The organism is Pseudomonas sp. NPDC088429, from assembly GCF_044753305.1.
In the GTDB taxonomy this organism is placed as follows: Bacteria; Pseudomonadota; Gammaproteobacteria; order Pseudomonadales; family Pseudomonadaceae; genus Aquipseudomonas; species Aquipseudomonas rustica.
Map to the genome: position 1 here is coordinate 36480 of NZ_JBIVMX010000001.1, position 25150 is coordinate 61629.

At 59.4% G+C, this 25150-nt stretch carries 27 protein-coding genes and 1 riboswitch; of the genes, 15 read left to right on the top strand and 12 right to left on the bottom strand.

All coding sequences use genetic code 11. The features are described 5' to 3' along the window. Positions 1-26 precede the first annotated feature (26 nt). From ACIP66_RS00185 to ACIP66_RS00195, 3 genes are read right to left on the bottom strand one after another with little or no spacing between them, the layout of a single operon-like run. Positions 27-1130 (bottom strand): extracellular solute-binding protein, encoded by a 1104-nt coding sequence (locus ACIP66_RS00185; protein ID WP_400644211.1) that lies wholly within the window; start codon positions 1128-1130, stop codon positions 27-29. Position 1131: 1 nt separating this feature from the next. Next, positions 1132-2040, bottom strand: coding sequence for an N-carbamoylputrescine amidase (gene aguB / locus ACIP66_RS00190; RefSeq protein ID WP_400644213.1), 909 nt, complete (start codon positions 2038-2040; stop codon positions 1132-1134). A 4-nt stretch (positions 2041-2044) separates the two neighbouring features. Continuing rightward, positions 2045-3097 carry an agmatine/peptidylarginine deiminase gene (locus tag ACIP66_RS00195; protein WP_400644216.1) on the bottom strand — a complete coding sequence of 351 codons (1053 nt, stop codon included), beginning with the start codon at positions 3095-3097 and terminating at the stop codon, positions 2045-2047. Positions 3098-3208: 111 nt separating this feature from the next. Between ACIP66_RS00195 and ACIP66_RS00200 the strand changes: the two genes are divergently transcribed. After that, positions 3209-4069 carry a LysR substrate-binding domain-containing protein gene (locus tag ACIP66_RS00200; RefSeq protein ID WP_400644219.1) on the top strand — a complete coding sequence of 287 codons (861 nt, stop codon included), beginning with the start codon at positions 3209-3211 and terminating at the stop codon, positions 4067-4069. On the opposite strand, the gene ACIP66_RS00205 is transcribed toward ACIP66_RS00200, so the two are convergent. Beyond that, positions 4056-4973, bottom strand: a complete 918-nt coding sequence (locus ACIP66_RS00205) for a LysR substrate-binding domain-containing protein (RefSeq protein WP_400644222.1) — start codon at positions 4971-4973, stop codon at positions 4056-4058. The genes ACIP66_RS00200 and ACIP66_RS00205 overlap by 14 nt on opposite strands. Before the next feature lie 114 nt (positions 4974-5087). Between ACIP66_RS00205 and ACIP66_RS00210 the strand changes: the two genes are divergently transcribed. Next, positions 5088-5480, top strand: coding sequence for a RidA family protein (locus tag ACIP66_RS00210; protein WP_053120721.1), 393 nt, complete (start codon positions 5088-5090; stop codon positions 5478-5480). A gap of 15 nt (positions 5481-5495) precedes the next feature. Here ACIP66_RS00210 and ACIP66_RS00215 read toward each other — a convergent pair whose 3' ends face one another. Next, positions 5496-7052, bottom strand: a complete 1557-nt coding sequence (locus tag ACIP66_RS00215; RefSeq protein WP_400644225.1) for a diguanylate cyclase — start codon at positions 7050-7052, stop codon at positions 5496-5498. Positions 7053-7405: 353 nt separating this feature from the next. Here ACIP66_RS00215 and ACIP66_RS00220 point away from each other — a divergent pair, with 353 nt between their 5' ends. From ACIP66_RS00220 to ACIP66_RS00245, 6 genes are all read left to right on the top strand, one after another. Then, the gene (locus tag ACIP66_RS00220; protein WP_400644227.1) at positions 7406-8125 is read left to right on the top strand and encodes an SDR family oxidoreductase; all 720 of its coding nucleotides are present in this window, start codon (positions 7406-7408) and stop codon (positions 8123-8125) included. Positions 8126-8254: 129 nt separating this feature from the next. Beyond that, positions 8255-9118, top strand: a complete 864-nt coding sequence (locus ACIP66_RS00225) for a putative selenate ABC transporter substrate-binding protein (RefSeq protein ID WP_053120727.1) — start codon at positions 8255-8257, stop codon at positions 9116-9118. Next, complete coding sequence (locus ACIP66_RS00230; protein WP_400644229.1) at positions 9115-9912, top strand: phosphonate ABC transporter ATP-binding protein; 798 nt, start codon at positions 9115-9117, stop codon at positions 9910-9912. The genes ACIP66_RS00225 and ACIP66_RS00230 overlap by 4 nt, the downstream gene beginning before the upstream one ends. Continuing rightward, positions 9906-10730 (top strand): PhnE/PtxC family ABC transporter permease, encoded by an 825-nt coding sequence (locus tag ACIP66_RS00235; protein WP_400644232.1) that lies wholly within the window; start codon positions 9906-9908, stop codon positions 10728-10730. Before ACIP66_RS00230 ends, ACIP66_RS00235 begins: the two co-directional genes overlap by 7 nt. Continuing rightward, positions 10727-11494: a phosphonate ABC transporter, permease protein PhnE gene (gene phnE / locus ACIP66_RS00240; RefSeq protein WP_282358176.1), complete on the top strand. Its 768-nt coding sequence runs from the start codon at positions 10727-10729 to the stop codon at positions 11492-11494. The genes ACIP66_RS00235 and phnE overlap by 4 nt, the downstream gene beginning before the upstream one ends. A gap of 188 nt (positions 11495-11682) precedes the next feature. Continuing rightward, complete coding sequence (locus tag ACIP66_RS00245; RefSeq protein ID WP_159812093.1) at positions 11683-13362, top strand: MFS transporter; 1680 nt, start codon at positions 11683-11685, stop codon at positions 13360-13362. Between the two features lie 104 nt (positions 13363-13466). Here ACIP66_RS00245 and ACIP66_RS00250 read toward each other — a convergent pair whose 3' ends face one another. Beyond that, on the bottom strand, positions 13467-13823 hold the full coding sequence (locus ACIP66_RS00250; RefSeq protein ID WP_400644235.1) for a lysozyme inhibitor LprI family protein: 357 nt from the start codon (positions 13821-13823) through the stop codon (positions 13467-13469). A gap of 115 nt (positions 13824-13938) precedes the next feature. Between ACIP66_RS00250 and ACIP66_RS00255 the strand changes: the two genes are divergently transcribed. Both ACIP66_RS00255 and mntP read left to right on the top strand, forming a co-directional pair. After that, positions 13939-14157 carry a hypothetical protein gene (locus ACIP66_RS00255; RefSeq protein ID WP_400644238.1) on the top strand — a complete coding sequence of 73 codons (219 nt, stop codon included), beginning with the start codon at positions 13939-13941 and terminating at the stop codon, positions 14155-14157. Positions 14158-14341: 184 nt separating this feature from the next. Continuing rightward, a riboswitch (yybP-ykoY riboswitch) is annotated at positions 14342-14511 on the top strand. 7 nt (positions 14512-14518) lie between these two features. Further along, entirely contained in the window at positions 14519-15082 is a 564-nt protein-coding gene (mntP, locus tag ACIP66_RS00260; RefSeq protein ID WP_053120748.1) for a manganese efflux pump MntP, read from the top strand. Between the two features lie 2 nt (positions 15083-15084). Here mntP and ACIP66_RS00265 read toward each other — a convergent pair whose 3' ends face one another. Both ACIP66_RS00265 and ACIP66_RS00270 read right to left on the bottom strand, forming a co-directional pair. After that, positions 15085-15801, bottom strand: a complete 717-nt coding sequence (locus tag ACIP66_RS00265) for a DUF72 domain-containing protein (protein WP_400644242.1) — start codon at positions 15799-15801, stop codon at positions 15085-15087. Positions 15802-15912: 111 nt separating this feature from the next. Further along, complete coding sequence (locus tag ACIP66_RS00270) at positions 15913-17700, bottom strand: thiamine pyrophosphate-requiring protein (RefSeq protein ID WP_400644245.1); 1788 nt, start codon at positions 17698-17700, stop codon at positions 15913-15915. Between the two features lie 154 nt (positions 17701-17854). Here ACIP66_RS00270 and ACIP66_RS00275 point away from each other — a divergent pair, with 154 nt between their 5' ends. Continuing rightward, positions 17855-18625, top strand: a complete 771-nt coding sequence (locus ACIP66_RS00275; RefSeq protein ID WP_400644247.1) for an APH(3')-II family aminoglycoside O-phosphotransferase — start codon at positions 17855-17857, stop codon at positions 18623-18625. Positions 18626-18858: 233 nt separating this feature from the next. Here the strand turns inward: ACIP66_RS00275 and ACIP66_RS00280 are convergent, their stop codons facing one another. Further along, positions 18859-19134 (bottom strand): DUF2798 domain-containing protein, encoded by a 276-nt coding sequence (locus tag ACIP66_RS00280; RefSeq protein WP_400644250.1) that lies wholly within the window; start codon positions 19132-19134, stop codon positions 18859-18861. A 125-nt stretch (positions 19135-19259) separates the two neighbouring features. Here ACIP66_RS00280 and ACIP66_RS00285 point away from each other — a divergent pair, with 125 nt between their 5' ends. The 3 genes from ACIP66_RS00285 to ACIP66_RS00295 all read left to right on the top strand — a co-directional run bounded on the left by ACIP66_RS00285 (position 19260) and on the right by ACIP66_RS00295 (position 21226). Then, the gene (locus ACIP66_RS00285) at positions 19260-20186 is read left to right on the top strand and encodes a LysR family transcriptional regulator (protein ID WP_400644252.1); all 927 of its coding nucleotides are present in this window, start codon (positions 19260-19262) and stop codon (positions 20184-20186) included. 89 nt (positions 20187-20275) lie between these two features. Next, a complete protein-coding gene (locus tag ACIP66_RS00290) occupies positions 20276-20692 on the top strand; it encodes a GFA family protein (RefSeq protein WP_212544465.1) in 417 nt (138 codons plus the stop codon). Positions 20693-20788: 96 nt separating this feature from the next. Then, complete coding sequence (locus ACIP66_RS00295; RefSeq protein WP_400644256.1) at positions 20789-21226, top strand: hypothetical protein; 438 nt, start codon at positions 20789-20791, stop codon at positions 21224-21226. 66 nt (positions 21227-21292) lie between these two features. Here ACIP66_RS00295 and ACIP66_RS00300 read toward each other — a convergent pair whose 3' ends face one another. Genes ACIP66_RS00300 through gnd form a run of 3 tightly spaced genes read right to left on the bottom strand, consistent with a single transcriptional unit; the run spans position 21293 to position 24611 of the window. Further along, a complete protein-coding gene (locus ACIP66_RS00300; protein ID WP_400644259.1) occupies positions 21293-22114 on the bottom strand; it encodes an HAD family hydrolase in 822 nt (273 codons plus the stop codon). Then, positions 22111-23634, bottom strand: coding sequence for a glucose-6-phosphate dehydrogenase (gene zwf / locus ACIP66_RS00305; protein ID WP_159811370.1), 1524 nt, complete (start codon positions 23632-23634; stop codon positions 22111-22113). The genes ACIP66_RS00300 and zwf overlap by 4 nt, the downstream gene beginning before the upstream one ends. After that, entirely contained in the window at positions 23631-24611 is a 981-nt protein-coding gene (gnd, locus tag ACIP66_RS00310) for a phosphogluconate dehydrogenase (NAD(+)-dependent, decarboxylating) (protein WP_400644261.1), read from the bottom strand. Before gnd ends, zwf begins: the two co-directional genes overlap by 4 nt. Positions 24612-24886: 275 nt before the next feature. On the opposite strand from gnd, the gene ACIP66_RS00315 reads away from it, so the two are divergent. After that, positions 24887-25069 carry a DUF6026 family protein gene (locus ACIP66_RS00315; RefSeq protein ID WP_400644264.1) on the top strand — a complete coding sequence of 61 codons (183 nt, stop codon included), beginning with the start codon at positions 24887-24889 and terminating at the stop codon, positions 25067-25069. Positions 25070-25150: the final 81 nt, after the last annotated feature.

Genomic DNA, 25150 nt, shown 5'->3' on the forward strand with positions numbered 1-25150 from the left:
GGGCCGGCGAACGCGCCGGCCCTGGATCATTGGCCAGTGGCCGTTTTGAATTTAGTCCAGGTACGCATGCGTGGGCGCATGTCGGCCTGGGGGATGTCCTTGCCCGGAATCAAACGAGCATAGGTCGCTTCGTCGAGGTAGATGTCCGGGTTGTCGCGCATACTTGCATCGACACTCGCCCGCGCCTTGGCGTTGGACGTCGGGTAACCAGTGAAATTGCTGATCGCCGCCATGTTCGCCGGGCGCATGACGAAGTTGATGAACGCGTAGGCGTATTCCGGGTGTCTAGCGTCGACCGGAATGGCCATGGTGTCCATCCACACCGTGGTGCCCTCGCGCGGCACACGGTACTGAAACTTCGTGTGCTTGCCGGCGCTGTCCGAGGTGCGCTGGGCTTGTGTCATGTCGCCGCTGTAACCCAGCGACAGGCACAGGTTGCCGTTGACCAGATCGGTCACTGGTTGCGACTGGAATTTGCGAATGTACGGCCGCAGTTTCATCAGCAATTCACTGGCTGCAGCCAGATCCTCCGCTTTGCCGCTGCGCGGATCGCGACCGAGGTAATTGAGCACCACCGCCAGCGCTTCGTCCGGCGAATCGATCATCGAAATTCCGCAGTCGGCAAACTTCGCCGCCAGCTCCGGTTTGAACAACATGTCGAGGCTGTTGACCGGCGCATCAGCCATGCGCTTTTTGATCTCTTCCTCGTTGTAGGTAAGGCCGATGGTGCCCCAGGTATACGGCACCGTAGCTTTGCTGGAGTGCTCGTAGTGGCTGCGCAGTTTCTGCAAACCGGGCTCGATGTCGACCAGTTCCGTCAGCTTCGATTGATCCAGCGGCATCAGGCTGCCGGCGCGCATCAAGCGCTCGGCAACGGTGTCACCGGGGAAGATCAGGTCGTAACCGCTGCCGCCGGAGAGCATCTTCGCTTCGAGGGTTTCGCTGCCGTCCATGACGTCGTAAATCACCTTGATCCCGGTCTCGGCGGTAAAGCGGCTCAGCGTGTCTTCGGCAAAATAATCGGCCCAGTTGTACAGCCGCAGGGTTTTGTCTTCGGCGTGCAGCGACGGCATCACGCAGATCAGCGCCAGGCCCATCGCGCCGAGCAATCGTTTGTGGTGGGTAACCATGTCAAACCCCTTGAGTGTTCCAGAGTGCATGAAGGTGGCGACCGTCCTGACTCAGCAGCGGCCCATACATTTCCGGACGACGATCACGGTAGATGCCCCAACTCAAACGTTCTTCACGCATGGCCGCCAGATCGACGCGTTGCAGTAAAAACCCAGTGCTGTCACGGTCGGCTGTGGCGAGTAACTGGCCCTTGTGATCGCTGATGAACGAGGAACCGTAGAAGCTCATTTGCAGGCTCGAATCGGTGGTCGCGGTTTCGCGCCCGACGCGGTTCGACGCCACCACTGGCAGCAGATTGGCAGCGGCGTGACCACGCATGGTCATCTGCCAATGGTCGCGGGAATCCAGCACCGCGCAGCCCGGTTCCGAACCAATGGCGGTCGGATACAGCAGCACTTCAGCGCCCATCAAGGCCAGGCAACGCGCGGTTTCCGGGAACCACTGATCCCAACAAATACCCACGCCGAGACGGCCGAACGCGGTGTCCCAGACTTTGAAACCGGTGTCACCGGGGCTGAAATATTCCTTCTCCTGATAACCGATGGCGTTGGGGATGTGCGTCTTGCGATACACGCCCAACAAACGCCCGTCGGCATCGGCCACGCTCAGCGAATTGAAGTAGGCGTTGCCGGCCTTCTCGAACCAGCTCAGCGGCAACACCACGCCCAACTCGCGGGCCAGTGCGGCGAAACGCGCGAGCACGCGGCTGTCGCGATACTCCTCGGCCAGCGCCATGTGTTTGTGGCTTTGTTCGATGCAGAAGTACGGCGTAGCGAAGAGTTCCTGCAAGAGGATCACTTGCGCGCCCTGCTTCGCCGCATCGCGGACGAGTTGCTCGGCACGATCAAGGTTGCCCGGTAAATCCCAAGTGCACGGCATCTGGGTGGTCGCAATGGTCAGGGTTGTCATGGTTTCAACCCTTCACCGGCCAGGCTGGCTGCTGCTGGGTGATGCAATGCACACCGCCGCCGCCATGCGCCAAATGGTTGATCTGCACCGGCACCACTTCGCGACCGGGGAAGGCTTTTTCCAGCACGTTCGCCGCGACGTTGTCCGCCTCGATGCCATAGGCCGGCATGATGATTGCGCCGTTGGCGATGTAGAAATTGGTGTACGAGGCGCAAAACACTTCGGCTTCGGTGTCGACGGCATCAGTGGCTTCGAACAGTTCGATCAGCTCGAATTTTCGCCCTTGCGCATCGGTGGCCAGCTCCAGCGCTCGACGGTTTTCCCGCGCCACTTCGGCGTACACCGATGATTGATCGTGCGTCGCATCGACCAGCAACACACCGGGACGGGCGAAGGCGCAGACGCCGTCAACGTGGCCATCGGTCATGTCGCCGGTGACGTAATCCGGATCGCCCGGCAGCCAGATGGTTTTCTTCACGCCGAGCAGGCGGCTGAAGATCTCTTCCATCTCGGCTTTGCTCATGCCCGGGTTGCGATTGGGGTTGAGCAGCACCGATTCGGTGGTGATCAGCGTGCCTTCGCCATCGACATGAATCGCCCCGCCTTCGTTGCTCAGCGGCGTGCCGAAGCATTCCAGACCGAGGTGATTGAGCGCGCGGCGCGCCAGGCTTTCGTCCAGATCGTGCGCCGACTTGCCGCCCCAGGCGTTGAAGCGCCAGCTCACGCCAGCCAGGCCTTGCTGCGGGTGGCAGACAAACGTCGGGCCGGAGTCGCGGCACCAACTGTCATTCACCGCCAACGGGATCAGTTCGATGTTCGGCCCGCACAAGGCTTTGGCGCTGGCAATGGCCGTTGGATCGACCACCAGTTTCACCGGCTCAAACCGGGCGATGGCATTGGCGACGCGAGCGAAATCTTCCTGCACCTGTGCCAGCGTCACGCGCCAACCGGATTCCCACAACGTCTGGTTGTGCGGCCAGACCATCCACGTCGCGGCATGAGTCACCCACTCTGCCGGCATCATCCAGGCGCTGTTTTTATTGTCGTTGTGCTGCATGATAAGCCTCGTTAGTTAAGCCACTGTGTTCAATGCGCTTATGCTACGGGCCGTAAAATCGGCAAACAAACGATGGATTTAGCAGACAACTGATTAGCGGAGCTTATCGATATGCTTAAACACTGGCCGCCGCTCAGCTCCCTGCGCGGCTTCGAAGCGGCCGCTCGACTGGGCAGTTTTCACAAGGCCGCTGAAGAGCTGAGCCTGACGCAGTCGGCGATCAGCCAGCAGATCCGCAGCCTTGAGGCGTATCTGGAGCAGCCGCTGTTTTTTCGCAGCGGACGCAGCGTGGCGCTGACCGATGCCGGCCACGATTTGCTCAGCACCACCCAGGCGATGCTGCAGCAATTGGCGGTGGGGATTCGCCGTTTGGGCCAGTATCAAAAGCCCAATCAACTGGTGCTCAACACCACGCCGGCGTTTGCTCGGCACTGGTTGTTGCCGCGCCTGGCGGATTTCCGCGCGCTGCACCCTGAGGTTGATCTGTGGATCTACAGCACCGACGAAGTGCCAGACATGGCCACGCAAACCATCGATCTGGCGGTGCGCGACGACATCAGTTCACAGGCTGAATGCAGCTTCAAAGTGCTGCACGCCGATCGACTCTATCCGGCGTGTCATCCGAGCGTTTTGGCGCTGCCGGTGCCACAGCGCACGACGTTGCATGGCGAGCGGGAAATGGATTGGAGCCATTGGGCGGTCGAGGCCGGAATCGATGTCGGCCAGCAGGATCAGGGCCTGAACTTCTCCGATCCGGGATTACTGCTGGACGCCGCGTGTACGAGTCTGGGCATCGCGCTGGTGAGCCAATTGCTCAGCCGTCAGGCGCGGGCTGACGGCGTGTTGCAACCGCTGGTGGAAGACAGCATTCGGGGGCCGAACTGGGCGTTGCTGACCCACCGCGACAGTGAACAGGATCCGATGGCACGCAGCTTCAGCGAATGGTTGATTCATAACCTCAGCGCTGAATAACCGGTGCGTGCTGCGCCAAGACCTCAACCACCCAGTCGATGAAAACGCGTAATTTTAGACTGACGTGGCGGTTTGGCGGGTACGCCACGTAAAGCGGCATCGGCTCGAGCTGCCAGTTTTCGAACAGCGGCAGCAGTTCGCCCCGCGCTTCATGCTCGCTGGACATGTATGTGGGCAGCCACAACACGCCCATGCCGGCCAGCCCGGCCGCGAGGTAGGCGTTGCCGTCGTCGACCGCCAACACGTGGCGACCTCTGATGTGCAGATTTTCGCTGGCATTGTGCAGGGCGTACGGCACTGGTTTGCCGGTGCGCGCCCAGAGAAAACCAACCACGCGGTGATGGGAATCTTCCAGTTCTCGCGGGTGATGTGGCGTGCCTGAACGAGCCAGATAAGCCGGTGCGGCAAACACGCCCAATCGCAGATCGGCGACCTTGCGCGCCATCAATGACTGATCCAGCAACTCGCCGCCACGCACCACGCAATCGACGTTCTCATCAATGATGTCGACAATGCGGTCACTGACGCCCATATCGATCTGAATATCCGGATAGCGCGCGTGAAATTCTGGCAGCGCAGGAATCAGGATCAACCGCGCCAGCGGGCTCGGCACATCCACTCGCAATCGTCCCTTCGGCAATGCCGCCACGCCCGGCAGACTGGTTTCGGCATCGTCCATATCGGCGAGCAGCTTGATCACGCGTTCGTAATACGCCGCGCCATCGGCGGTGACGTTGACCTTGCGCGTGGTGCGATTGAGTAATTTCACCCGCAACCGTGCTTCCAGTTGCTGTACCAGTTGCGTCACGGTGGTCTTGCTCATGTGCAGGGTTTCGGCGGCTTTGGTGAAACTCCCCGCCTCGACCACTCGGGCAAACGCCTGCATTGCGTCAAATCGATCCAAGGTTCGCGCCTCGATTGTTTGGGATTCACAAACAGTGAACGCCAAGCTTGCGCGTTTATCGCCCGCCTGCAAATACCTACAGTGGCTTCATCAACTCACCGATGGAGACACCCCATGACTCAGCGCGATGTCGTTTTCCCGGCCGCACGCCGTACCCTTTATGAGCGCAATCGCTACTCGCCAGCGATTCGCTCCAACGGTTTTCTATTTGTATCAGGGCAAGTCGGCAGTACCGAAGACGGTACGCCGGAGCCGGATCTGCAGAACCAGGTACGGCAAGCCTTTATCAATCTGAATGCGATCCTCAGCGAGGCAGGTTGCAGCTTCGACGACGTGGTCGACGTGACGATTTTCATCGTCGATCCGCACAGCAAATTCGAGACGATCTGGAATGTTGTGCTCACCGAATTCTGGGGTGACGCGCCGCATCCGACGGTCACCGCCGTGGGTGTGACGTGGCTGTATGGCTTTGATTTCGAGATCAAGGTGATTGCCAAACTGCCGTAAGCGACTTCCGGCCATTCATACAACTTTGTTGCGTCCGCTCTGCTTGGCGGCGTAAAGGCGTTCATCTGCGAGTTTCAACACGCTTGGCGATGTCGCAGTGTTTGCATCGCGGCACGCCACACCGATGGACATCGTCAACTTGCCCACCTGCGGCACCTCGGTTTCTTCGAGGTGCGCGCGGATTCTTTCGGCAATCATCCGCGCGGTCTCCAGCGGGGTATCCGGAAGAATCAGTGCGAACTCCTCACCACCGGAGCGGCACGCCCAGTCACCCGAGCGCGAGTTCTGCTTGAGGATGTCGGCAACGCTTCGCAGTGCCACGTCGCCGGCGTCATGTCCAAAGGTGTCGTTGACGCGTTTGAAATGATCGATATCCAGCGCCAGCACGGAATACCCCTGCCCGGCCTGATCCAGCAGGTTCAGCGCAGCGTCCATGGCGCGACGATTGGCCAGGCCTGTGAGGGGATCACTTTGCGCTTCATGACTGAGCTGACCGAGTTTCTGATGGAGCAATTGCACCCCGGCCAGCATCGCCTGACGGATTGCAGCGGCGTCGCGGTACCAGGCATGCACCCGGTTCAAGCGCTCCGTGGTGTCAGGCGCGGCCAACTGGTCGGCGGCCGCCGACAATTGCCGCAAGGGTCGGGCGATCAGCGCTGTTCCAGCGAGGATTAGGGCCAGCCCGAGCAAACCCGCCGGTATCATCCCCACAACCATATCGCGCATCAGCTGTGCCAACGGCGCCAGGCTGCGTTCGCGAGGTTGCTGGACCACCACAGCCCAATTGGCTTCCGGCACACGGGCATAGCCGGCCAGCATGGGCACACCTCGGTAGTTGTCGCCTTGCAAGGTGCCATTTTCACCACGCAATGCGGCATCCACCGTCAGGCTCCAGCCCAGCACTTCGCCGATCCGCTTCGAGTCAGGGTGATACAACAGCCGCCGATTACCGTCAGCGACGAAAGCGAAGGTGCCGTCGTGATGGAAATGACGACTGATTACCGTGTGAAACGCGCTTTGCTCAAGCAAGTAAACAGAGCCGCCCACCACACCGAGAAATGCACCGGACGGGCTGAAAACCGGTTGTGAAACAAACACCACCAGATTGCCCGCCGAGGAAACGTACACCTCACTGACCAAGGGTCGACGCTCTTTGAGGGCTTGCTGGATACCCTGCGATTGCAGCGTTGCGCCGACGATCTGCAAGCTGTCCGGATATGCATGAAGCACTTGCCCGTTCGCATCGAGAATCGTCACCGAGTTGAAATCGGTGTCCTGCGCCTGCAAGCGCATGGCTTCTTTGCGCAATGCCCCAGGCTCATCCCAGTGATCGCCCAGCACCGTCGCGCTGTAACTCAAATGATTGTGTGCGGCGCCGAGAAACTCGCCGATGCTCGAAGCTACTTTCGCCGCATACGCGCCATTGGCTTCCAGCGTCGCGTGAATCAATGCGTCACGCTGTACGCGATAGGCGACATAGAGGCTGTTGCACAGCGTCGCGACGACCGACAGCAGGACAAAAAGCAGTATCAGTCCGCGCAGGTCGATTGGCAGCGGTCTGGAAAGCTTCATTCCGCCACCCACTGCGTGGATATCAACATTGGGGCATTGAGCGATGTGGATAACAGTAGATCCATGAACAAGACTTTTGCTGAGGGGAGCGAAACAGGAAACCGTCGCTGCCACGTTGGGAATGTCATGGAGGATAGGCAGAGACCTTGCCTTTGTCACAGCCCGGAATAGTGCGGTAACAGTTTCTCGGGGGTGAGTAATAAACAACCCTGTGGTGAGGGGATTTATCTCCTCACCACAGGGAGTAGCGTTTATCGTCCATAAATATTCCGACACACCCATTCGTTTGCCATTTCCTAGGTCGTCTGTTTGCATGCTGTACGGAATCAGCACTTGGATCATGGAGACGATCGATGAATATTTTGGTGGTGGGTGCCAGCAAAGGTTTGGGCAGGGCTTTCATTGAGGGATTGGGCAACGCGGGAGACACGTTGATTGGCGTTTCCCGCACACGCCCAGACGGTTTGGTGGCGGATGCCAAGCGCTCTGTACGCTGGGTGGAAGCCGACCTGATGAACCCAGCCAAGGCTGCTCAGGAGATCGAGCATGCGGTACAGGCCGACGGACTGGATACGCTGATTTACAACCTCGGCATCTGGGAAGAGTTTGCCTTCGACAGCGCGTACGACTTTGTCGAAAGCGCAGACGACGAAGTGCAGGCCATCGTCAACTGCAACATCACCTCAACCATTTTGCTGATCAAACGTCTGCTGCCCCTTCTGCTAAAAAGTCCCCATCCCAGAATCATCCTCACCGGTTCGACGTCGGGTCTGCCACAGAGCGGGCGTCCGGAAGTCGCTTTCGGCGCATCCAAATTCGCCCTGCGCGGGATCGCCGAGACCCTGCGCGAAGGCTACAGAGAGCAGCGTCTGGCAGTGACCTGCCTGAATCTCGGCTATCTGAATACCGAAGATCTACTGAGCACACCGATTAATGTCGCGGCGCAGCGTGGAGAGGGACATCTAATCCCCGTACACGATGTCGTCGAGGTGGTGCGCATGATCCTTAGTTTGTCTCGGGCCAGCTACGTCAGGGAACTGACCTTGCCGGCGATCCTCGACGAACGTTTCTGAGCGCATCCCCCCGATGGCGCTGGCCTTTGCGCGCGTGAGTACGTATAACCTCGCCGATTCGTCTACCCTCACGTAGCGCCCTCATTCAGCTCTTCACATCTTTTTGCCGCTTATGAAACGGAGATTTCCATGCTCAAACGAACCCTGGCATTGACCGCCGGCCTGGCCCTGTCCCTTTCTACGTTGATGGCTCAAGCCGCTGACGTTTTGCGCGTCAGCGCGATTCCCGATGAAGCGCCGACTGAACTGCTGCGCAAGTTCGAACCGCTGGGGGCTTATCTGGAGCAGCAAATTGGCATGAAAGTGCAGTTTGTGCCGGTGGCCGATTACCCGGCTGTGGTTGAAGCACTCGCTACCGATCGCCTCGATATGGCCTGGCTGGGCGGTTTCACCTTCGTTCAGGCACGTCTGAAGACCGATGCCACCACGCCGGTGATCCCGTTGGTGCAGCGTGAACAGGATGCGCAGTTCACCAGTAAATTCATCACCGCTGACCCGAACGTGCACAGCCTCGCCGACCTGAAAGGCAAGACCTTCGCCTTCGGTTCGGTGTCGTCGACCTCCGGCAGCCTGATGCCGCGTTACTTCATGCTGAAAAACGACGGCATCAAGCCGGAAGCGTATTTCAGCCGCGTTGCCTACTCCGGCGCTCACGACGCGACCGTGGCCTGGGTACAGGCCGGCAAGGTTGACGCCGGTGTGCTGAACGCCAGCGTCTGGCAAAAACTGGTAGACGCCGGCAAGGTCGACACCAACAAGGTGAAAGTCTTCGCCACCACCCCGACCTACTTCGATTACAACTGGACCGTGCGCGGCACCCTTGATCCAGCACTCGCGGCGAAGATCAAAAAAGCCTTCCTTGATCTCGACCCGGCCAACCCTGAGCAGAAGAAAATTCTCGATCTGCAAGCCGCCAGCCGCTTCATCGACACCAAGCCTGAAAACTACAAGGGCATCGAGGAAGCCGCCCGCGCCGCCGAACTGCTGAAATGACTTTAAGCCTCAAACAGGGCAGCCTGCGCCACGCCAATGGCGTCGATGCCCTGCGCGGTATCGACTTGCAGATTGGCGTTGGCGAACAGGTTGCGATCATCGGCCCGTCCGGGGCTGGCAAGTCGAGTCTGCTTAATCTGCTGGCCACCGCACTGCGGCCCAGCAGCGGTGAAATCGAAGTGCTTGGCGAGCGCGCCTGGCACTTGTCTGCCCGCCTGCGTCAACGCCTGCGTGCACGCATCGGCCTGGTGCATCAGGCACCGCCGTTGCCGCCGCGTCAGCGCGTGGTCACGGCGGTACTGGCCGGCAAGCTCGGTCAGTGGAGTCTGGGCAAAAGTCTCTTGAACCTGCTGCATCCACTGGATGTGGCCGGTGCGCGTGCGGCATTGGCGCGACTGGATCTGGGCGACAAGCTGTTTGCCCATTGCCAACAATTGTCTGGCGGTCAGTTGCAGCGCGTCGGCATTGCTCGTGTGCTGTATCAAGCGCCAGAGATTTTGCTGGCCGATGAACCGGTGTCGGCGATGGATCCGGTGATGGCCGGGCATACCTTGTCGATCCTGTCGCGCCATGCCCGTGAGCACAACGTCACACTGATCGCGAGCCTGCATGCGGTCGATCTGGCGTTGTCGCACTTCCCACGGATCATCGGTTTGCGCGAAGGGCAGATTCTGTTCGACAGCCCGTCCGATCAAGTCAGCCCGGACATGCTCGACGCGCTGTACGCCAACGAAAAACTGCAATCGCCGACCGCTGTGGCTATGCCTTTGACTGTGCAGATTCCACGATGCTGAAAACCGATTCACGCGATCCCGCTGCATGGCCACGGTTGCTACTGACGTTGCTGGCCATTGCTTTGTTGTGGCCGGGGATTCAACTCAGCGAACTGGATCTGAGTGTGCTGTTGCCCGGCAGCCAGAATGAAATGGGCCAATTTGTCGCGCAATTCTGGCCGCCGGCGCACGACGAAGCCTTTCTGCAAATCCTGCTTAAAGCCACCCTGCAAACCCTGGCCATTGCCACTGCCGGTATGGCCTTGGCGTTGCTGCTGGCGGTACCTGCCGGTTTGATTGCCAGTCGCGCCCTGTCACTGTCCGCCGCCTCTCGCGGTGGCGTGCCGAGTCGTTTAGGACGTTTGCTGCGCTGGCCGGTTCGCGGGCTGCTGATTTTCCTGCGCAGCGTGCCGGAGATTGTCTGGGCACTGCTGTTCGTGCGTGCGGTCGGCCTCGGCCCGGCAGCGGGCGTGCTGGCGATTGCCATTACCTACAGCGGCATGCTCGGCAAGGTCTACGCGGAGATTTTCGAATCCACCGACCAACGCCCGGCGCATGCGTTGTTGCAGGCTGGCAGCGGCCGACTGGCGGCATTCGCTTACGGGACGCTGCCCAATGTCGGCGCGGAGCTGCTCTCGTACACCGTGTATCGCTGGGAATGCGCGATTCGTGCCTCGGTGGTGATGGGTTTCGTCGGCGCGGGGGGCCTGGGTCAGCAAATCGATCTGTCGATCCGCATGTTCGCTGGCGGTGAAGTCGCCAGCATGTTGCTGACGTTCCTGCTGTTGGTGCTGGCCGCCGATCAACTCAGCCGCTTGCTGCGCTGGAGGCTGGCATGAATCGCCTGATCAATTTGCTGCTGATCGCCGCTATCGGGGTTGCAGTGATTGCGTCCTTCGCCTATCTGGGTCTGGATCTCGGTGAACTGGGCAGCGCCACCAGCCTGAAGCAGATGGGCGCTTACGTGCAGCGTTTTCTCAGCCCGGATTTGAGCGCTGACTACCTGAAAGCAATCTTCCACGGTTCGATGGAAACCCTGGCCATGTCCGCTGTCGGCACGCTATTGGCGGCCGTTGTTGGCATTGTTCTGGCGCTGCCGGCGGCGGGACGTTTCGGCTGGCCGCTGCAAAGTGTTGCGCGCCTGCTGCTGAATGCCTTGCGGGCGATTCCGGAACTGGTCTGGGCGGCGCTGATGGTGCTCGCTGCCGGCCTTGGCCCGAATGCCGGCGCCCTCGCCCTCGCCTTGCACACCACGGGGGTACTCGGCCGGTTGTTCGCCGAAGCGCTGGAAAACACGCCGCCGCAACCGGCCGAGGCCATCCGTTTGCAGGGCGGCAATCCGATCCTCGCCTTCTGCTACGGCACCCTGCCCAATCTGGCGCCGCAACTGCTCGCCTACATCCTCTATCGCTGGGAAAACAACATTCGCATGGCCAGTGTGCTGGGTTTTGTCGGTGCTGGCGGTCTCGGCCAGATGCTCTACGTGAGCCTCAGCCTGTTTCAGGAAGCGCAGGCCAGCACGGTGATTCTGGCGATGCTGGTGCTGGTGTTCATGGTCGACTGGTTGAGTGCCTGGAGTCGCCAACGCTGGGTCAAGGCGTAAACGACGATGCTGGCGAGTGGATATCTGCCAGAAGCTGATTATGCTTCAGGAAAGCGTGCACACCTGCCCGACGGCAAACTGTGCACGCTTTACGCATCAGCGCTTCAGGCATCTGCCACAAGGCCAGGGTGAGATAAGCGGTATTGGGGGACTCCGGCCTACAACAATAAGCACGACGGAGAACACCCATGGCCACGACTTACACAACATCCACCGGCAGTCCACCGCGCAGCGGCGGCATCACCAAGGAGGAGCGCAAAGTCATCTTTGCCTCCTCGCTGGGCACGGTTTTCGAGTGGTACGACTTTTACCTCTACGGCTCATTGGCGGCGATCATCGCCAAGCACTTCTTTGCCGGTGTCAACGAAACCACCGCGTTCATCTTTGCCCTGCTGGCGTTTGCGGCAGGCTTCGCGGTGCGGCCGTTCGGCGCGATTGTGTTCGGCCGGCTCGGCGACATGATCGGGCGCAAACATACGTTTCTGATCACCATCGTCATCATGGGCGTCTCGACCGCGATTGTCGGGTTGCTGCCCGGTTACGCGACCATTGGCGTCGCTGCACCGGTGATTCTGATTACCCTTCGACTACTGCAAGGCCTGGCACTGGGCGGTGAATACGGCGGCGCGGCGACTTACGTGGCCGAACACGCGCCACGTAATAGACGCGGCTTCTTTACCTCGTGGATTCAAACCACCGCGACCCTCGGCCTGTTTCTGTCGCTGCTGGTGATACTCGCCTGCCGCACCGCGCTGGGCACTGAAGCGTTTGAAGAGTGGGGCTGGCGGATTCCGTTTCTGCTGTCGATCCTCCTGCTGATCGTCTCGGTGTACATCCGCCTGCAACTGAGCGAGTCGCCGGTGTTCCAGAAAATGAAGGACGAAGGCAAAGCGTCGAAAGCGCCGCTGACCGAGTCTTTTGCCCGTTGGGACAACCTCAAAGTGGTGATCATGTCGTTGCTCGGCGGCACGGCCGGGCAAGCGGTGGTCTGGTACACCGGGCAGTTCTATGCGCTGTTTTTCCTGTTGCAAACGCTGAAGATCGACCCGCAAACCGCCAACTTGCTGATCGCCGGTTCGCTGCTGATCGGTACGCCGTTTTTCGTGATTTTCGGCAGCCTGTCCGACCGCATCGGGCGCAAGCCGATCATCATGGTCGGCTGCATTCTGGCGGCGCTGACCTACTTTCCGATCTTTCATGCGCTGACCCAGTACGGCAATCCTGATGTGTTCATCGCTCAGGAGAAAAACCCGGTCAAGGTGATCGCCAACCCCGACCAGTGTTCGTTCCAGTTCGATCCGGTGGGCAAGGCCAAATTCACCAGTTCCTGTGACCTGGCCAAGACGCTGTTGGCAAAACGGGCGATTCCGTATGAGAACGTCACCGCCGAACCGGGCACCGTGGCGCAAGTGCGTATTGGCGACAAAGTCGTCGAGAGTTTCGACGGCAGTGCCCTGCCCGCCGCCGACTTCAAAACTCGCAATGATGCGTTCACCGCGACCCTTGGCGCTGCGCTGAAAGAAGCCGGTTATCCAGAGAAAGCCGACCCGGCAAAAACCAATTACCCGATGGTGCTACTGTTGCTGACCATTTTGGTGATCTACGTGACCATGGTTTACGGGCCGATCGCGGCGTGGCTGGTGGAGCTGTTCCCGACGCGCATTCGCTACACCTCGATGTCGCTGCCATATCACATCGGTAACGGCTGGTTTGGCGGGTTCCTGCCAACGGTGGCGTTCGCGATGGTCGCGGCCACCGGGGATATCTACTACGGCTTGTGGTACCCGATCGTGATTGCGGTGATGACGGCGATATTGGGTACGTTCTTCCTGCCGGAAACCAAGGATCGCGACATTCTCAAAGACTGACCCGCCCTCCTCTGTGGAGCTGCCGAAGGCTGCGATCTTTTGATTGTGTTTTTTAAGGTCAAAAGATCGCAGCCTGCGGCAGCTCCTACAGGAGTGTTGCGGTGTCAGAACGGGCCCTGGGTGACCACGCGGGTGTCGATGATCTGCTGCAATGCTTGAATTCGCTGCTGATAAACGTCGGTGAGGCATTTCACATCAGCGGCGCATTTGCCACGGGTTTTCAGCCACGCCTGTTGCTCGTCAATCAAGGCACCACGGCCGCCCATCGGCAGAAACCGGCGATCCAGTTTGTAGAGCAGCGCCATGCTCACGTCCATGTCGTTAAGCGCACGGTTGGCGCACACCGCTTTTTCATCAGCAGCCTTGGCGCGGTCGCAGTCGAAACTGGCGGCGTAAGCAGCATGGCCGATGATCAGGGCAGACAAGCCGAACACGGTTGAAAGTAGAGTTTTGTTGCGCATGGGTTGGGTCATCCAGACAGCGATTGATCCCTCTTGGGCTAATGCATGAGCGCAAAGTTTCTGAACGCCTGCCAAACCACCGCCTCCAATGTTTACACCACTGGAGGTCACCACCATGAACAGCAACGACGACAAAACCCCGAACGCCACGCCTACCGACACATCCGGCAAACCGGTGAACGTGGTTGAGCGTGATCTTGAAGACCACGATGACGACACCAAAGGCGTGGATGAGGTGATTACGCCTTCGTCTACCCGAGTGAAAGAGCAGGATGCCGAGACGCTGCAGCGCAAGGTCGATGAGATAGAGCGCAAAGTGGCGGATGGCAACTGAGGTTTGCTGCTTGACAGATAACCTTGTGGCGAGGGGATTTATCCCCGATGGGGCGCGCAGCGGCCCCGTCTTTAAAAGCCGGGAGCGCTGCGCACTCCATCGGGGAAAAATCCCCTCACCACAGGGTAAATATCAGCTTGAGCGGCAGTTTTAACGAAATTTTCATACTCCCCCGCCTATCATCCCGCACCTCGTTGGGGAGTAGCCTGTTTCCGTGCACTGCGGAAGCGTTCGTATCAACATTCTCGGCAACATGCCGTGGTGCGAACACCTTTTGGTTGGTGAGACCGACGACACATCCATGCCTAAAGTCGGGCGTGTGGTTGTGTCGTTGACTCATAGCCCGACTGGAAGTACCTCCGTGAATCCTGTTTCCCTCATTTTCCTTGCCCTGGCCATGTCCACGGATGCGTTTGCAGCCGCCATCGGCAAAGGCTCCAGCCTGCACAAACCTCGCCTCACGGAAGCCCTGCGTACCGGTCTGATCTTCGGCGTGATCGAAGCCATCACCCCCATTATCGGCTGGCTGATCGGCCAGGCCGCGAGCCAATGGGTTGCCGAATGGGATCACTGGATCGCCTTCACCCTGCTCGTGGTGCTCGGCCTGCACATGATCTACAACGGCCTGAAGCATGAAGAAGAGGAAGAAGAAAAACCGGGTTCGCACTCCTTCCTGATTCTCGCCGTCACAGCGTTTGCCACCAGCATCGACGCCCTCGCCGTGGGCGTTGGCCTGGCGTTTGTCGACGTGAACATCTGGGTGGCTGCGGCGGCGATCGGTCTGGCGACCATGACCATGGTGACCATCGGCGTGATGCTCGGCCGGGTGTTGGGCTCTATGGTTGGCAAACGTGCTGAAATCGTTGGCGGTGTGGTGCTGATGATCGTCGGTGCGACGATTTTATATGAGCATCTCGCGGTCTGAGATTAGCCGTTAGACAGCGCCATCAGTGCCAACGCGTTGCCTAGCGCGGCCCAGCTGGCGGTGTTGTCGAAAATGCACCAGGTCGCCGCACCTTGCGCATCGGCGGCCTGCAATGCGCTGGCGAGGTTCTCCAGATAAGCCTCCGCGTAAGTACTGTGGTAAATACGCGGCGAACCGTGCAGGCGCCAATACCGCGTCCCTTGCCAGCCAACCGCGGAAGAATCACTGCTGATGCGCGACGGATCGACCACAGCCTGAGCGATCCGGTAAGCGATCAACAATGATTCGGCAGCAACCCATGACTCATGACGCGGCTCCAGCACCACGTCGCCATCGAAGCGCTGGCGCAACGCATTGAAAAACGCTTCGGCACTGACCGCATCAAATGCCAGTGACGGCGGCAATTGCAGCAACAAACAGCCCAAGCGATCAGCCAAACCGCTGCACTGCGCCAGGAATTCCTCGAGTTCTTCGTCGCAATCCAACAATCGGCGTTCATGGCTGATCTGCTTGGGCATTTTTACCGAAAAGCGAAACCCTTCCGGCACCGAATCCGCCCAACGTTCATAGGTTGAGCGGCGATGTGGGCGGTAAAACGAGCTGTTGATTTCCGCACAGTTGAGCCGCGCCGCATAGCGTTGCAAATGCGTGCCCTCCTCCGCAAATGCCGGCCAATGCTCACGCCCGAGACTCCAGCCGGCACACCCAATGAAAATCAAACATCACCTCCAAACTCCACTCCCATGTAGGAGCTGCCGCAGGCTGCGATCTTTTGATCTTAAAAACAACGTCAAAAGATCGCAGCCTTCGGCAGCTCCTACAGGGGGACGTTATTTTTTGCTGGGGAGAACTGAGCTCAGAACCTGCTTGGCGGTTTGCACCAGAATCCCCGCCTCGTTCGGATCGCCCTTGAGCAACGTCGTGGCGAATTTCTTCGCTTGTTCAAGCTTGATGTGCGGCGGCAGCGGCGCCACGTTCGGGTCGGTTTTGAACTCGATCAACACCGGCACATCGGAAGCCAAAGCCTGCTCCCAGGCGCCCGCCACGTCCTCTTCGCGGTCAACGAAAATCCCTTTCAGGCCGATGGAAATCGCGAACAGGTGATACGGCACATCGGGAATGTTCTGCGACGCCTCGAACTTCGGATCGCCCTCCATCACCCGCTGTTCCCACGTCACTTGATTGAGATCCTCGTTATTGAACACCGCGCAAATCCATTTGGGGCTCTTCCACTGCCGCCAGTATTTGGCGACGGTGATCAGCTCGGCCATGTTGTTCATCTGCATCGCACCATCGCCCACCAGCGCAATCACCGAGCGTTCGGGATAGGCGAATTTAGCGGCGATCGCATAAGGCACAGCGGCGCCCATCGAGGCCAGCCCGCCGGACAACGAACACATCATGCCGCGACGGATTTTCAGGTCGCGCGCAAACCAATTGGCGCACGAACCGGAGTCGCTGGTGATGATCGCTTCATCCGGCACTCGCGGTGACAATTCATACACCACCCGCTGCGGATTGATCGGCTTGGCCTTGGCCATCGCGCGTTTTTCCAGGGTTTTCTCCCAGCTACCGCGCCAGCCTTCGACTTTCTTGCGCCACTTGCCCGAGGTTTTTTGTTCGAGCAACGGCAACAACGCCGCGAGGGTTTCCGCTGCGTCGCCGACCAGATTGACCTCCATCGGATAACGCAGGCTGAGCATGTCGGGTTGCAGATCGATCTGCACACCGCGCGCCTGACCTTCTTTAGGCAAAAACTCCGAATACGGGAAGCCCGAACCGATCATCAGCAAGGTGTCGCACTCGGTCATCAACTTGTAACTCGGCTCGGTGCCAAGCAGACCGATGCTGCCGGTCACCCACGGCAAATCATCCGGAAGCACCGCTTTGCCAAGCAGCGCCTTGGCCACGCCGGCACCAAGTTTTTCGGCGATGGCGATCACTTCATCCGTTGCCTGCAAAGCGCCGGCGCCGACCAGAATCGCGACCTTCTCGCCTGCGTTCAAAACGTCTGCCGCACGCTGCAAATCTTCGTCATAAGGCAGCACTTTCGGCTTGGTGTAACCGACACCGGAATGCGCGGTGCCGTGCGCGCGGGCCGGCGCCTGATATTCAAGATCCTGCAAATCATTGGGCAGGATCAGCGCGGTCACCCGACGTTCGCCAACCGCCGTACGCACCGCCCGGTCGAGCAAATGCCGCACTTGCGAAGGCGCCGAAGCCTGCTGCACAAACGCGCCGGCGACGTCCTTGAACATCGACACCAGATCCAGCTCTTGCTGATAGTGACTACCCAGCGCCGTGCGTGCCTGCTGGCCGACAATGGCCAGCACCGGCATGTGATCCATCCGCGCGTCGTAAAGCCCGGTGATCAAATGCGAAGCCCCGGGGCCGGACGTGGCAATGCACACGCCCAGCTCGCCAGTGAATTTCGCGTGGGCCGAGGCCATGAACGCGGCCATTTCCTCATGCCGCGCCTGCACAAATTCAATCTTGCCTTTAGCTCGATCGAGCGCGCCGAACACGCCGTTGATGCCGTCGCCCGGATAACCAAAAATCCGCGTTACGCCCCATTGGCTGAGCCGCTCAACCAGAAAATCGCCTACTGTCGTTGTCATCTCGATCCTCGTCTTTTCGCCGGTGTAAGGGTCTGGACAGTCGAGCGGATGGCGAAGTTTCGATTGATTAACGGGAAACAGTTTCGTGTTTGCGATCAAAACCGCCGGGGCGGCACAATGCGCGTCTGCGTTATTGATCTCAGGGATGAATGCAATGGACTTACCCCGTAACTGGCACCGGCGCTTTGCCGAGGCCACCGTCGAACAACAAACCATCGGCGAATCCCGTGCCGATGTTTGGCGCATAGCATCTGCGAATTCAGCACCGCTGTTTGTGAAGTCCGAGCAAGTCATGCACTGGGGCGAACTGCCCGGCGAGGTCGCGCGGCTGCGCTGGATGGCAAGCCAGAATCTGCCCGCGCCACGCGTGCTCGACACCACAACCGAAATGGAGAAAAACTGGCTATTGATGACCGCCGTGCCCGGGCGCGATCTGGCCAGTAGCCCGCACCTTGCGCCCCAGCAGATCGTCACACTCGTGGCCAACGCTTTGCGTGAGCTGCATGAGGTCGCGATCAAAAGCTGCCCGTTCGATCACAGCCTCGCCCCGAAAATAAAACTGGCTCGTGAGCACCTGAATGCCGGGTTGATCGATGAAGAGGATTTCGACGATTCACGCCTTGGTCGATCTGCTGAAGATGTCTTCCAACAGATGCTCCTGGAACGCCCTGACCATGAAGATCTGGTGGTGACTCACGGTGATGCATGCCTGCCCAATTTCCTCGCTGACGACGCTCGGTTAAGCGGTTTTGTCGACTGCGGCCGATTGGGGGTCGCGGATCGTTATCAGGATTTGGCTTTAGCTGCGCATAGCATCACGCACAACCTCGGCGAGGCGTGGGTGCCGGTGTTTTTCGAGGTTTACGGCGTGCAGCCGGATCAGCGGCGGATTGCCTTTTATCAGTTGCTTGATGAGTTTTTCTGAGGCGAATGCACCCTTTCGCTGTCACTGAAGATAACCGTGAGGCCCTTCGCGAGCAGGCTCCCACATTGGGTTTTGCATGTATTCAGTTAGAAAGGTTGTGGGCCAAATAAACCTGTAGGAGCTGTCGAGTGAAACGAGGCTGCGATCTTTTGATCTGCCGTTGAAAAGGTCAAAAGATCGCAGCCTGCGGCAGCTCCTACAAGACGCCATCGCGACCGGCACAGTATTCGAGCTCAACGATGCGGATGCACCGTCATCGCGACCAGTTTGATCACGATCGGCCGCACCACGAGGATGCACAGAAACGCCACCGGCATCGCCAGCTTGTAGGCGTGCAGCGCATTACTCAGGTAGTCGTTATCAATGCCTGAATTGGCGGCGGTAATCACCAGCGACATCAGAAAAGCCATGATGGTCGCCATGTACAACGCAAACACATACGGCGTCGCTCGCGCCGAAAGCTTGCGGCGACTGACATAAACGGCTTCTGCATTGCTTCTTTGATTCATAGGGCTTTCCATCCATTGACAGGGAGCGGGCACGTTAGCAAAGCCCTGACCCCTCAACTAGACGGCCAAATGCAGGTGCTTTATAAAGCAGAACTTACGAATCAACCCCTTCCGGCAGGCCATCGATGAATCTGTTAGCGGCGATTGCCAGTTTTATCAAAGTGGTCGAATCCGGCTCTATCGTCGGCGCCGCCAAGGCGTTGGGCGTCAGTGCCGCAGCGGTCAGCCAGACCATCAATCGCCTGGAAACACACCTCGGTGTGCGTCTGTTGCAACGTACTACTCGGCGCATGGCACTCACCGAAAACGGCGCGGTGTATTACGAAAAGGTCAAGCGCATCGCGGCGGATCTGGAGTCCGCGCAAAGTTCGATCAATCGCGAAGACAGCGAACTGCAAGGTCGCTTGAGCATCGCCTCGACCTCGGCGTTCGGCCGGCATGTGCTGGCGCCGCTGATTGCCGGTTTCGCCGCGCAACATCCGCGCCTGCTGATCGAATTGTCGACCACCGACGGCAAGATCAATCACATCCAGGACGGCATCGATCTGAGCTTGCGGATCAAGCCGCAACTGGAGGACGGCATCGTCGCGCGCAAGATCGTGTCCCTGCCCTTCATCATGTGCGCCGCGCCGGCTTATTTGCAGCGCGCCGGCTGGCCGCAATCGCCTGACGATCTGCAAAACCATGCGTGCCTGGCATTTCGTTACCCCTTGGACGGACGTTTTCTGCGCTGGAGTTTTATCCGCGATGGCCAGCGTTACGACGCTGATATCAACGCGACCGCGATCAGCGACGACATCGACGCGCTGACGCAAATGGCAATCCACGGCGCCGGCATCACCCGACTGGCGGAGTTCGTCGCGGCTCCGTATCTGCAAAACGGCCAACTGCTGCCGTTGTTTGCACAACGCGACGACGCAACTTGTGCGGTTGTCGAGCCCATGGAGATTTTCGCCTGCGTGCAGGAGCGCGCGGCGATGACGGCTAAAGTCAGAGCGTTTATCGAGTATTTGACCGAGCACCTGAAACAGCGCTGGCCGATGGATTTTTGATACAAGTCGAACTCGCCGAAACGCGCGAAATCAGGCACAGTCGCGCCTCGGTGATCGCTGTACATCCTTCATGGAGAACCAAAACAATAATGCTCACACCTTCACCCCAAACCTTCCGCGGCAGTTGCCTGTGTGGCGCGGTCAAATACCAGATCCGCTCACGGCCCAAAGCGCTTTCGCACTGCCATTGCAGCCAATGCCGCAAAAGCCACGGCGCAGCATTTGCCAGCTTCGGCAGTGTGATGCGCGGCAATCTGGAATTGTTGCAGGGCGGTGAAGACCTCAAGTCCTATCAATCCTCTGAATCGGTGGTGCGCCAGTTCTGTTCGCACTGCGGCTCGTCGATGTTCTGGTCGCGGGCACAGGGTGAATTTGCCGAGTGGGTTTCGGTGGCACTGGGCACGCTGGATACGCACTTCACCTCGGACAATCAGAAGCACGTCGAGCTGACGTCTAAGGCGTCGTGGTACGAGATGGCGGATCAGCGGCCGAAGAGCCGCGCGTGAAGAGGGTAAACGGTGGTCGGGTTGATGCGACGGTTTCAGACGCCCGACGATCTGCTTAACTGAGTGGTTGCAGTTCTTCATTAACGGAGGCCAGCCATGAAATTCAGTCATTCACTCACCGCACTGTTGGTAGTCGCCAGCCTGTTCGGTTGCGCCTCTGAATCCAAGCCCGGCGCAAACGTGACGCTCACCGCCACTCGCCAAAACAGCGGGCAGATCGGCAACGTCACGCTCGCCGACTGGGGCAAGGAAACTGGCTTCAGCTTCTTCATCAGCGGCGCACCCAACGGGGCTTCCCTGCCCTTGCGTCTGTACACCTTCGTCAACAAAGGCAGCTGCGCACAGCCTGGGCCCGTGGCGTATGCGATGAACGACAAGGTCAACACCGAACGCCAACCGGTGCGTGGTTGGGCCTTCTCAAGAAGCGCGCCGGTGCCGTTGTCGACGTTGCTGGCCGGTGAGTATTACGTGGTGGTGCGCACGGCCGCGACTGATGGGAATGTCGATATTTTCTGCGGCGATATCCGCCACTAATTGAAGCTGTGTCTGACAGACCGCCTTCGCGAGCAAGCCCGCTCCCACAGTTTGCTTTGGGTGTTTTCAGTGAGGGAGGATGTATTTTTCGATGGCTTGGGCGACGCCGTCTTCGGTGTTGGGGGCGGTGACTACGTCGGCTTGGCGCTTTACCGCGTCCTCAGCCTGGCCCATGGCAATCGATAATCCGGCGCAATGGAACATCGCCGGGTCGTTGCCGCCGTCACCGATCGCGGCGGTCTGTTCCAGCGGGATGCCCAGGTGCTCGGCAATCGTCGTCAGTGCGGTGCCTTTGTTGGCTTCCAGCGCGGTCACGTCGAGGTACACCGGTTGTGAACGCGAGACTTGCGCCATGCCGTTGACCTTCGGTATCAAGCGCGCTTCCAGTTCGATCAGCAGTTCAGTGTTGTTGCTGGTCGCGACGATCTTATCGATGCGCTCCAGATACGGCTCGAAACTCTCAACCACCACCGGCGCATAGCCGAGCCCATGCTGTTCGCGCGGCACCATCGGCCCGTGCGGATCCTTCAGCAGCCAGTCGCCGCCGCTGAACACCCAGATTTCCACGTCCGGTTGATCGGCGAACGTCGCCAGTGCAATCAGCGCGGTGGTGGCCGGCAGGTAATGTGCGGCCAGCAAACTGCCGTCCGGATTGACGATGGTGCCGCCATTGAATGCAGCCGTCGGCAGATCAACGCCCAAAGCTTCGATCTGCTGCAACATGGCTTTCGGTGGACGCCCGGTGGCGAGGCTGAACAACACGCCCGCCTCACGCAAGGCACGAACCGCATCGATGGTGCGCTGGCTCAGCGTGTGATCGGGCAGCAACAGCGTGCCGTCCATGTCACTGAGCAGAAAACGGATGGGTTGTTTCGGCAGGTCACTCATCCGAGGCCATGCCAGACGCGACCATCGCGAGTCAGCAAGTCTTCGGCGGCTTGCGGGCCATCGTCACCGGCAGCATAAGTCTGCACGCTCGCGTCCTGTTGCCAGGCATCGAGGAACGGTTGCACGGCGCGCCAGCCGTTCTCGATGTTGTCGGCGCGCTGAAACAGCGTCTGATCGCCGGTCAGGCAGTCGTAGATCAGGGTTTCGTAACCCGTCGACGGCTGCATCTCGAAGAAATCCTTGTAGGCAAACCCCAACTCGATATTGGCCATGTTCAGCGCCGGCCCCGGCCGTTTCGCCAGCAGGTCGAACCACATGCCTTCGTTCGGCTGGATCTGGATGCGCAGGTAAGTCGGCTGCAGTTCATCGACTTCGGTGTCACGGAACTGCGCGTAAGGCGCCGGTTTGAAGCAGATGACAATCTCGGTGTCGCGCACGCTCATGCGCTTGCCGGTGCGCAGATAGAACGGCACGCCGACCCAGCGCCAGTTGTCGATCATCACCTTCAGCGCCACGTAGGTTTCGGTGCTGCTGTCCGGCGCGACGTTGGGCTCCTGGCGATAGCCGTTCAAGGCTTTGCCGTCGACTTCGCCGGCGCTGTACTGGCCGCGAACCGAGTTGGCGCGCGCCTCTTCGGTCGTCCACGGACGAATCGCGCCAACCACTTTGGCCTTCTCGCCGCGCACCGCATCGGCGCCGAACGCCGCCGGCGGTTCCATGGCGACCATGGCCAGCAACTGGAACAGGTGATTGGGCACCATGTCGCGCAGCGCACCGGTGTGTTCGTAAAAACTGCCACGGGTTTCAACACCGACGGTTTCCGCCGCAGTGATCTGCACGTGGTCGATGTAATGGTTGTTCCAGAACGCTTCGAACAGGCTGTTGGAGAACCGGCTGACCAGAATGTTCTGCACGGTTTCCTTGCCCAGGTAATGGTCAATCCGATAGATCTGCTTCTCGGACATCACCTTGAGCAAACAGGCGTTGAGCGCTTCTGCGGTGTGCAGATCGGAGCCGAACGGCTTCTCGATCACCACCCTTCTGAACGCTTCTGGAGTTTCCTCCAGCAAACCGGCGCTGCCCAGTCGGCGCACCACTTCACTGAAGAAACGTGGCGCGGTGGCCAGATAGAACACCGCATTGCCAGTGCCGCTGTCGGCGATTTTCGCCGCCAGCGCGGAATAGGTGCTGTCGTCCAGAAAGTCGCCCTGGACGTAGCTGATACCTTTGGCGAGCTTGGCCCACAAGGCCGGATCAAGCATCTGATCGCCCTTGCCGACCTTCGCCGCCACTTCGGTACGGATAAAGTCTTCGAGCTTTTGCGCGAAGGCCTCATCGGTGATGGCGTTGTGGTCAACGCCGACGATCCGCAGATTCTCGTCAAGCAGGCCGTCGCGACTGAGGTTGTACAGCGCCGGCATCAGCAAGCGCTTGACCAGGTCGCCGTGGGCACCGAACAGGAACAACGTGGTCGGTGGAGCGGGTTCTGCCTTGGATTTCTTGCGGATCGTATGACTCATTTCTTCGGTGTCTCCACGTGGCCGCCGAAGCCGAAGCGTTGGGCCGAAAGAATCTTGTCGCCAAAGGTGCCCTGACCGCGTGAGCGGTAGCGCGAGAACAGCGAGTTCGACAGCACCGGTACCGGCACCGCTTGTTCCATGGCTGCTTCGATGGTCCATTGACCTTCGCCGCTGTCCGCTACCGAACCGGAGAAGCCGTCGAGTTTCGGATCGCTGGCCAGTGCATCAGCCGTCAGATCGAGCAACCACGAGGACACCACGCTGCCACGACGCCACACTTCGGCGATGTCGGCCACGTTCAGATCAAAACGCTGATCTTCCGGCAGGCGCTCGCTGGATTTGGTCTTGAGGATGTCGAAGCCCTCGGCGAACGCGGCCATCATGCCGTACTCGATGCCGTTGTGAATCATCTTCACGAAGTGCCCGGCGCCGGCAGGACCGGCATGGATGTAACCGTGTTCGGCACGGTGGTCATCGGACTTGCGATCCTTGGTGCGCGGGATGTCACCCATGCCCGGCGCCAGCGCAGCGAACAGCGGGTCGAGGCGCTGCACGGTTTGAGCGTCGCCGCCGATCATCATGCAATAGCCGCGCTCCAGGCCCCAGACGCCGCCCGAGGTGCCGACGTCGATGTAGTGCAGGCCCTTCTCGTTCAGGGTTTTGGCCCGGCGAATGTCATCCTTATAGTTGGTGTTGCCGCCGTCGATGATGGTGTCGCCGGCCTCCAACAGTGTGCTCAGGGTGTTGATGGTGTCTTCGGTCGGCGCGCCGGCCGGTAGCATGACCCAGACCGCACGCGGTTTGGCCAGACCGGCAACCAGTGCCGGCAAGTCGGCGACGCCCGTGGAGCCCTCGGCGACCAGGTTATCGATGAAAGCGGTATTGCGGTCGTAAACAACGGTGGTGTGACCGTTGAGCATCAGACGCCGCGCAATATTGCCGCCCATGCGGCCCAGTCCAATAATCCCGAGTTGCATGTGCTGATGCTCCTTACTACAAATAAATGTGTGTCATTGGTTATAGCCCAACGCGACTGATAGGAGGTTAGTCCAGAGCGTTGCGATGAAGTTTCCGGGCATTGTGCCCGATCCAGACTGATAACGCCCCGAAACGTGGCGAAGACACACCGACCATGAAAAATAAAAAAGTTCCATTCACCGGCAAAAGAAATCAAAATTGGCGCCGATAGTAAGTCACTGCCCCAAAAACGGGGATGGTTTACAGTTGAGACACGCCATTTGCGAGGTGAGCAATGGGCACAGTACACACAGCAATGCCGCCACAAACCCTGTACGTGACAATCCGTCGCGATGAATTGCGCCAGTTGAAAGACGAGCGCGACCAATTGAAACAGGAGCTGGCGCAGCTGCGCGCGCTGACTCAGGGCCCCGCGTCCAAACCGCGGCCGGTTGTCCTTCGCGCGCCCAACGCTTGATCCCCGCCTCTTTCGGGAACGGCCTGTGTCGTTCCCGACATGATTCACTTCCTGTTGTAACTCGCAACTAACAAAGTTTTC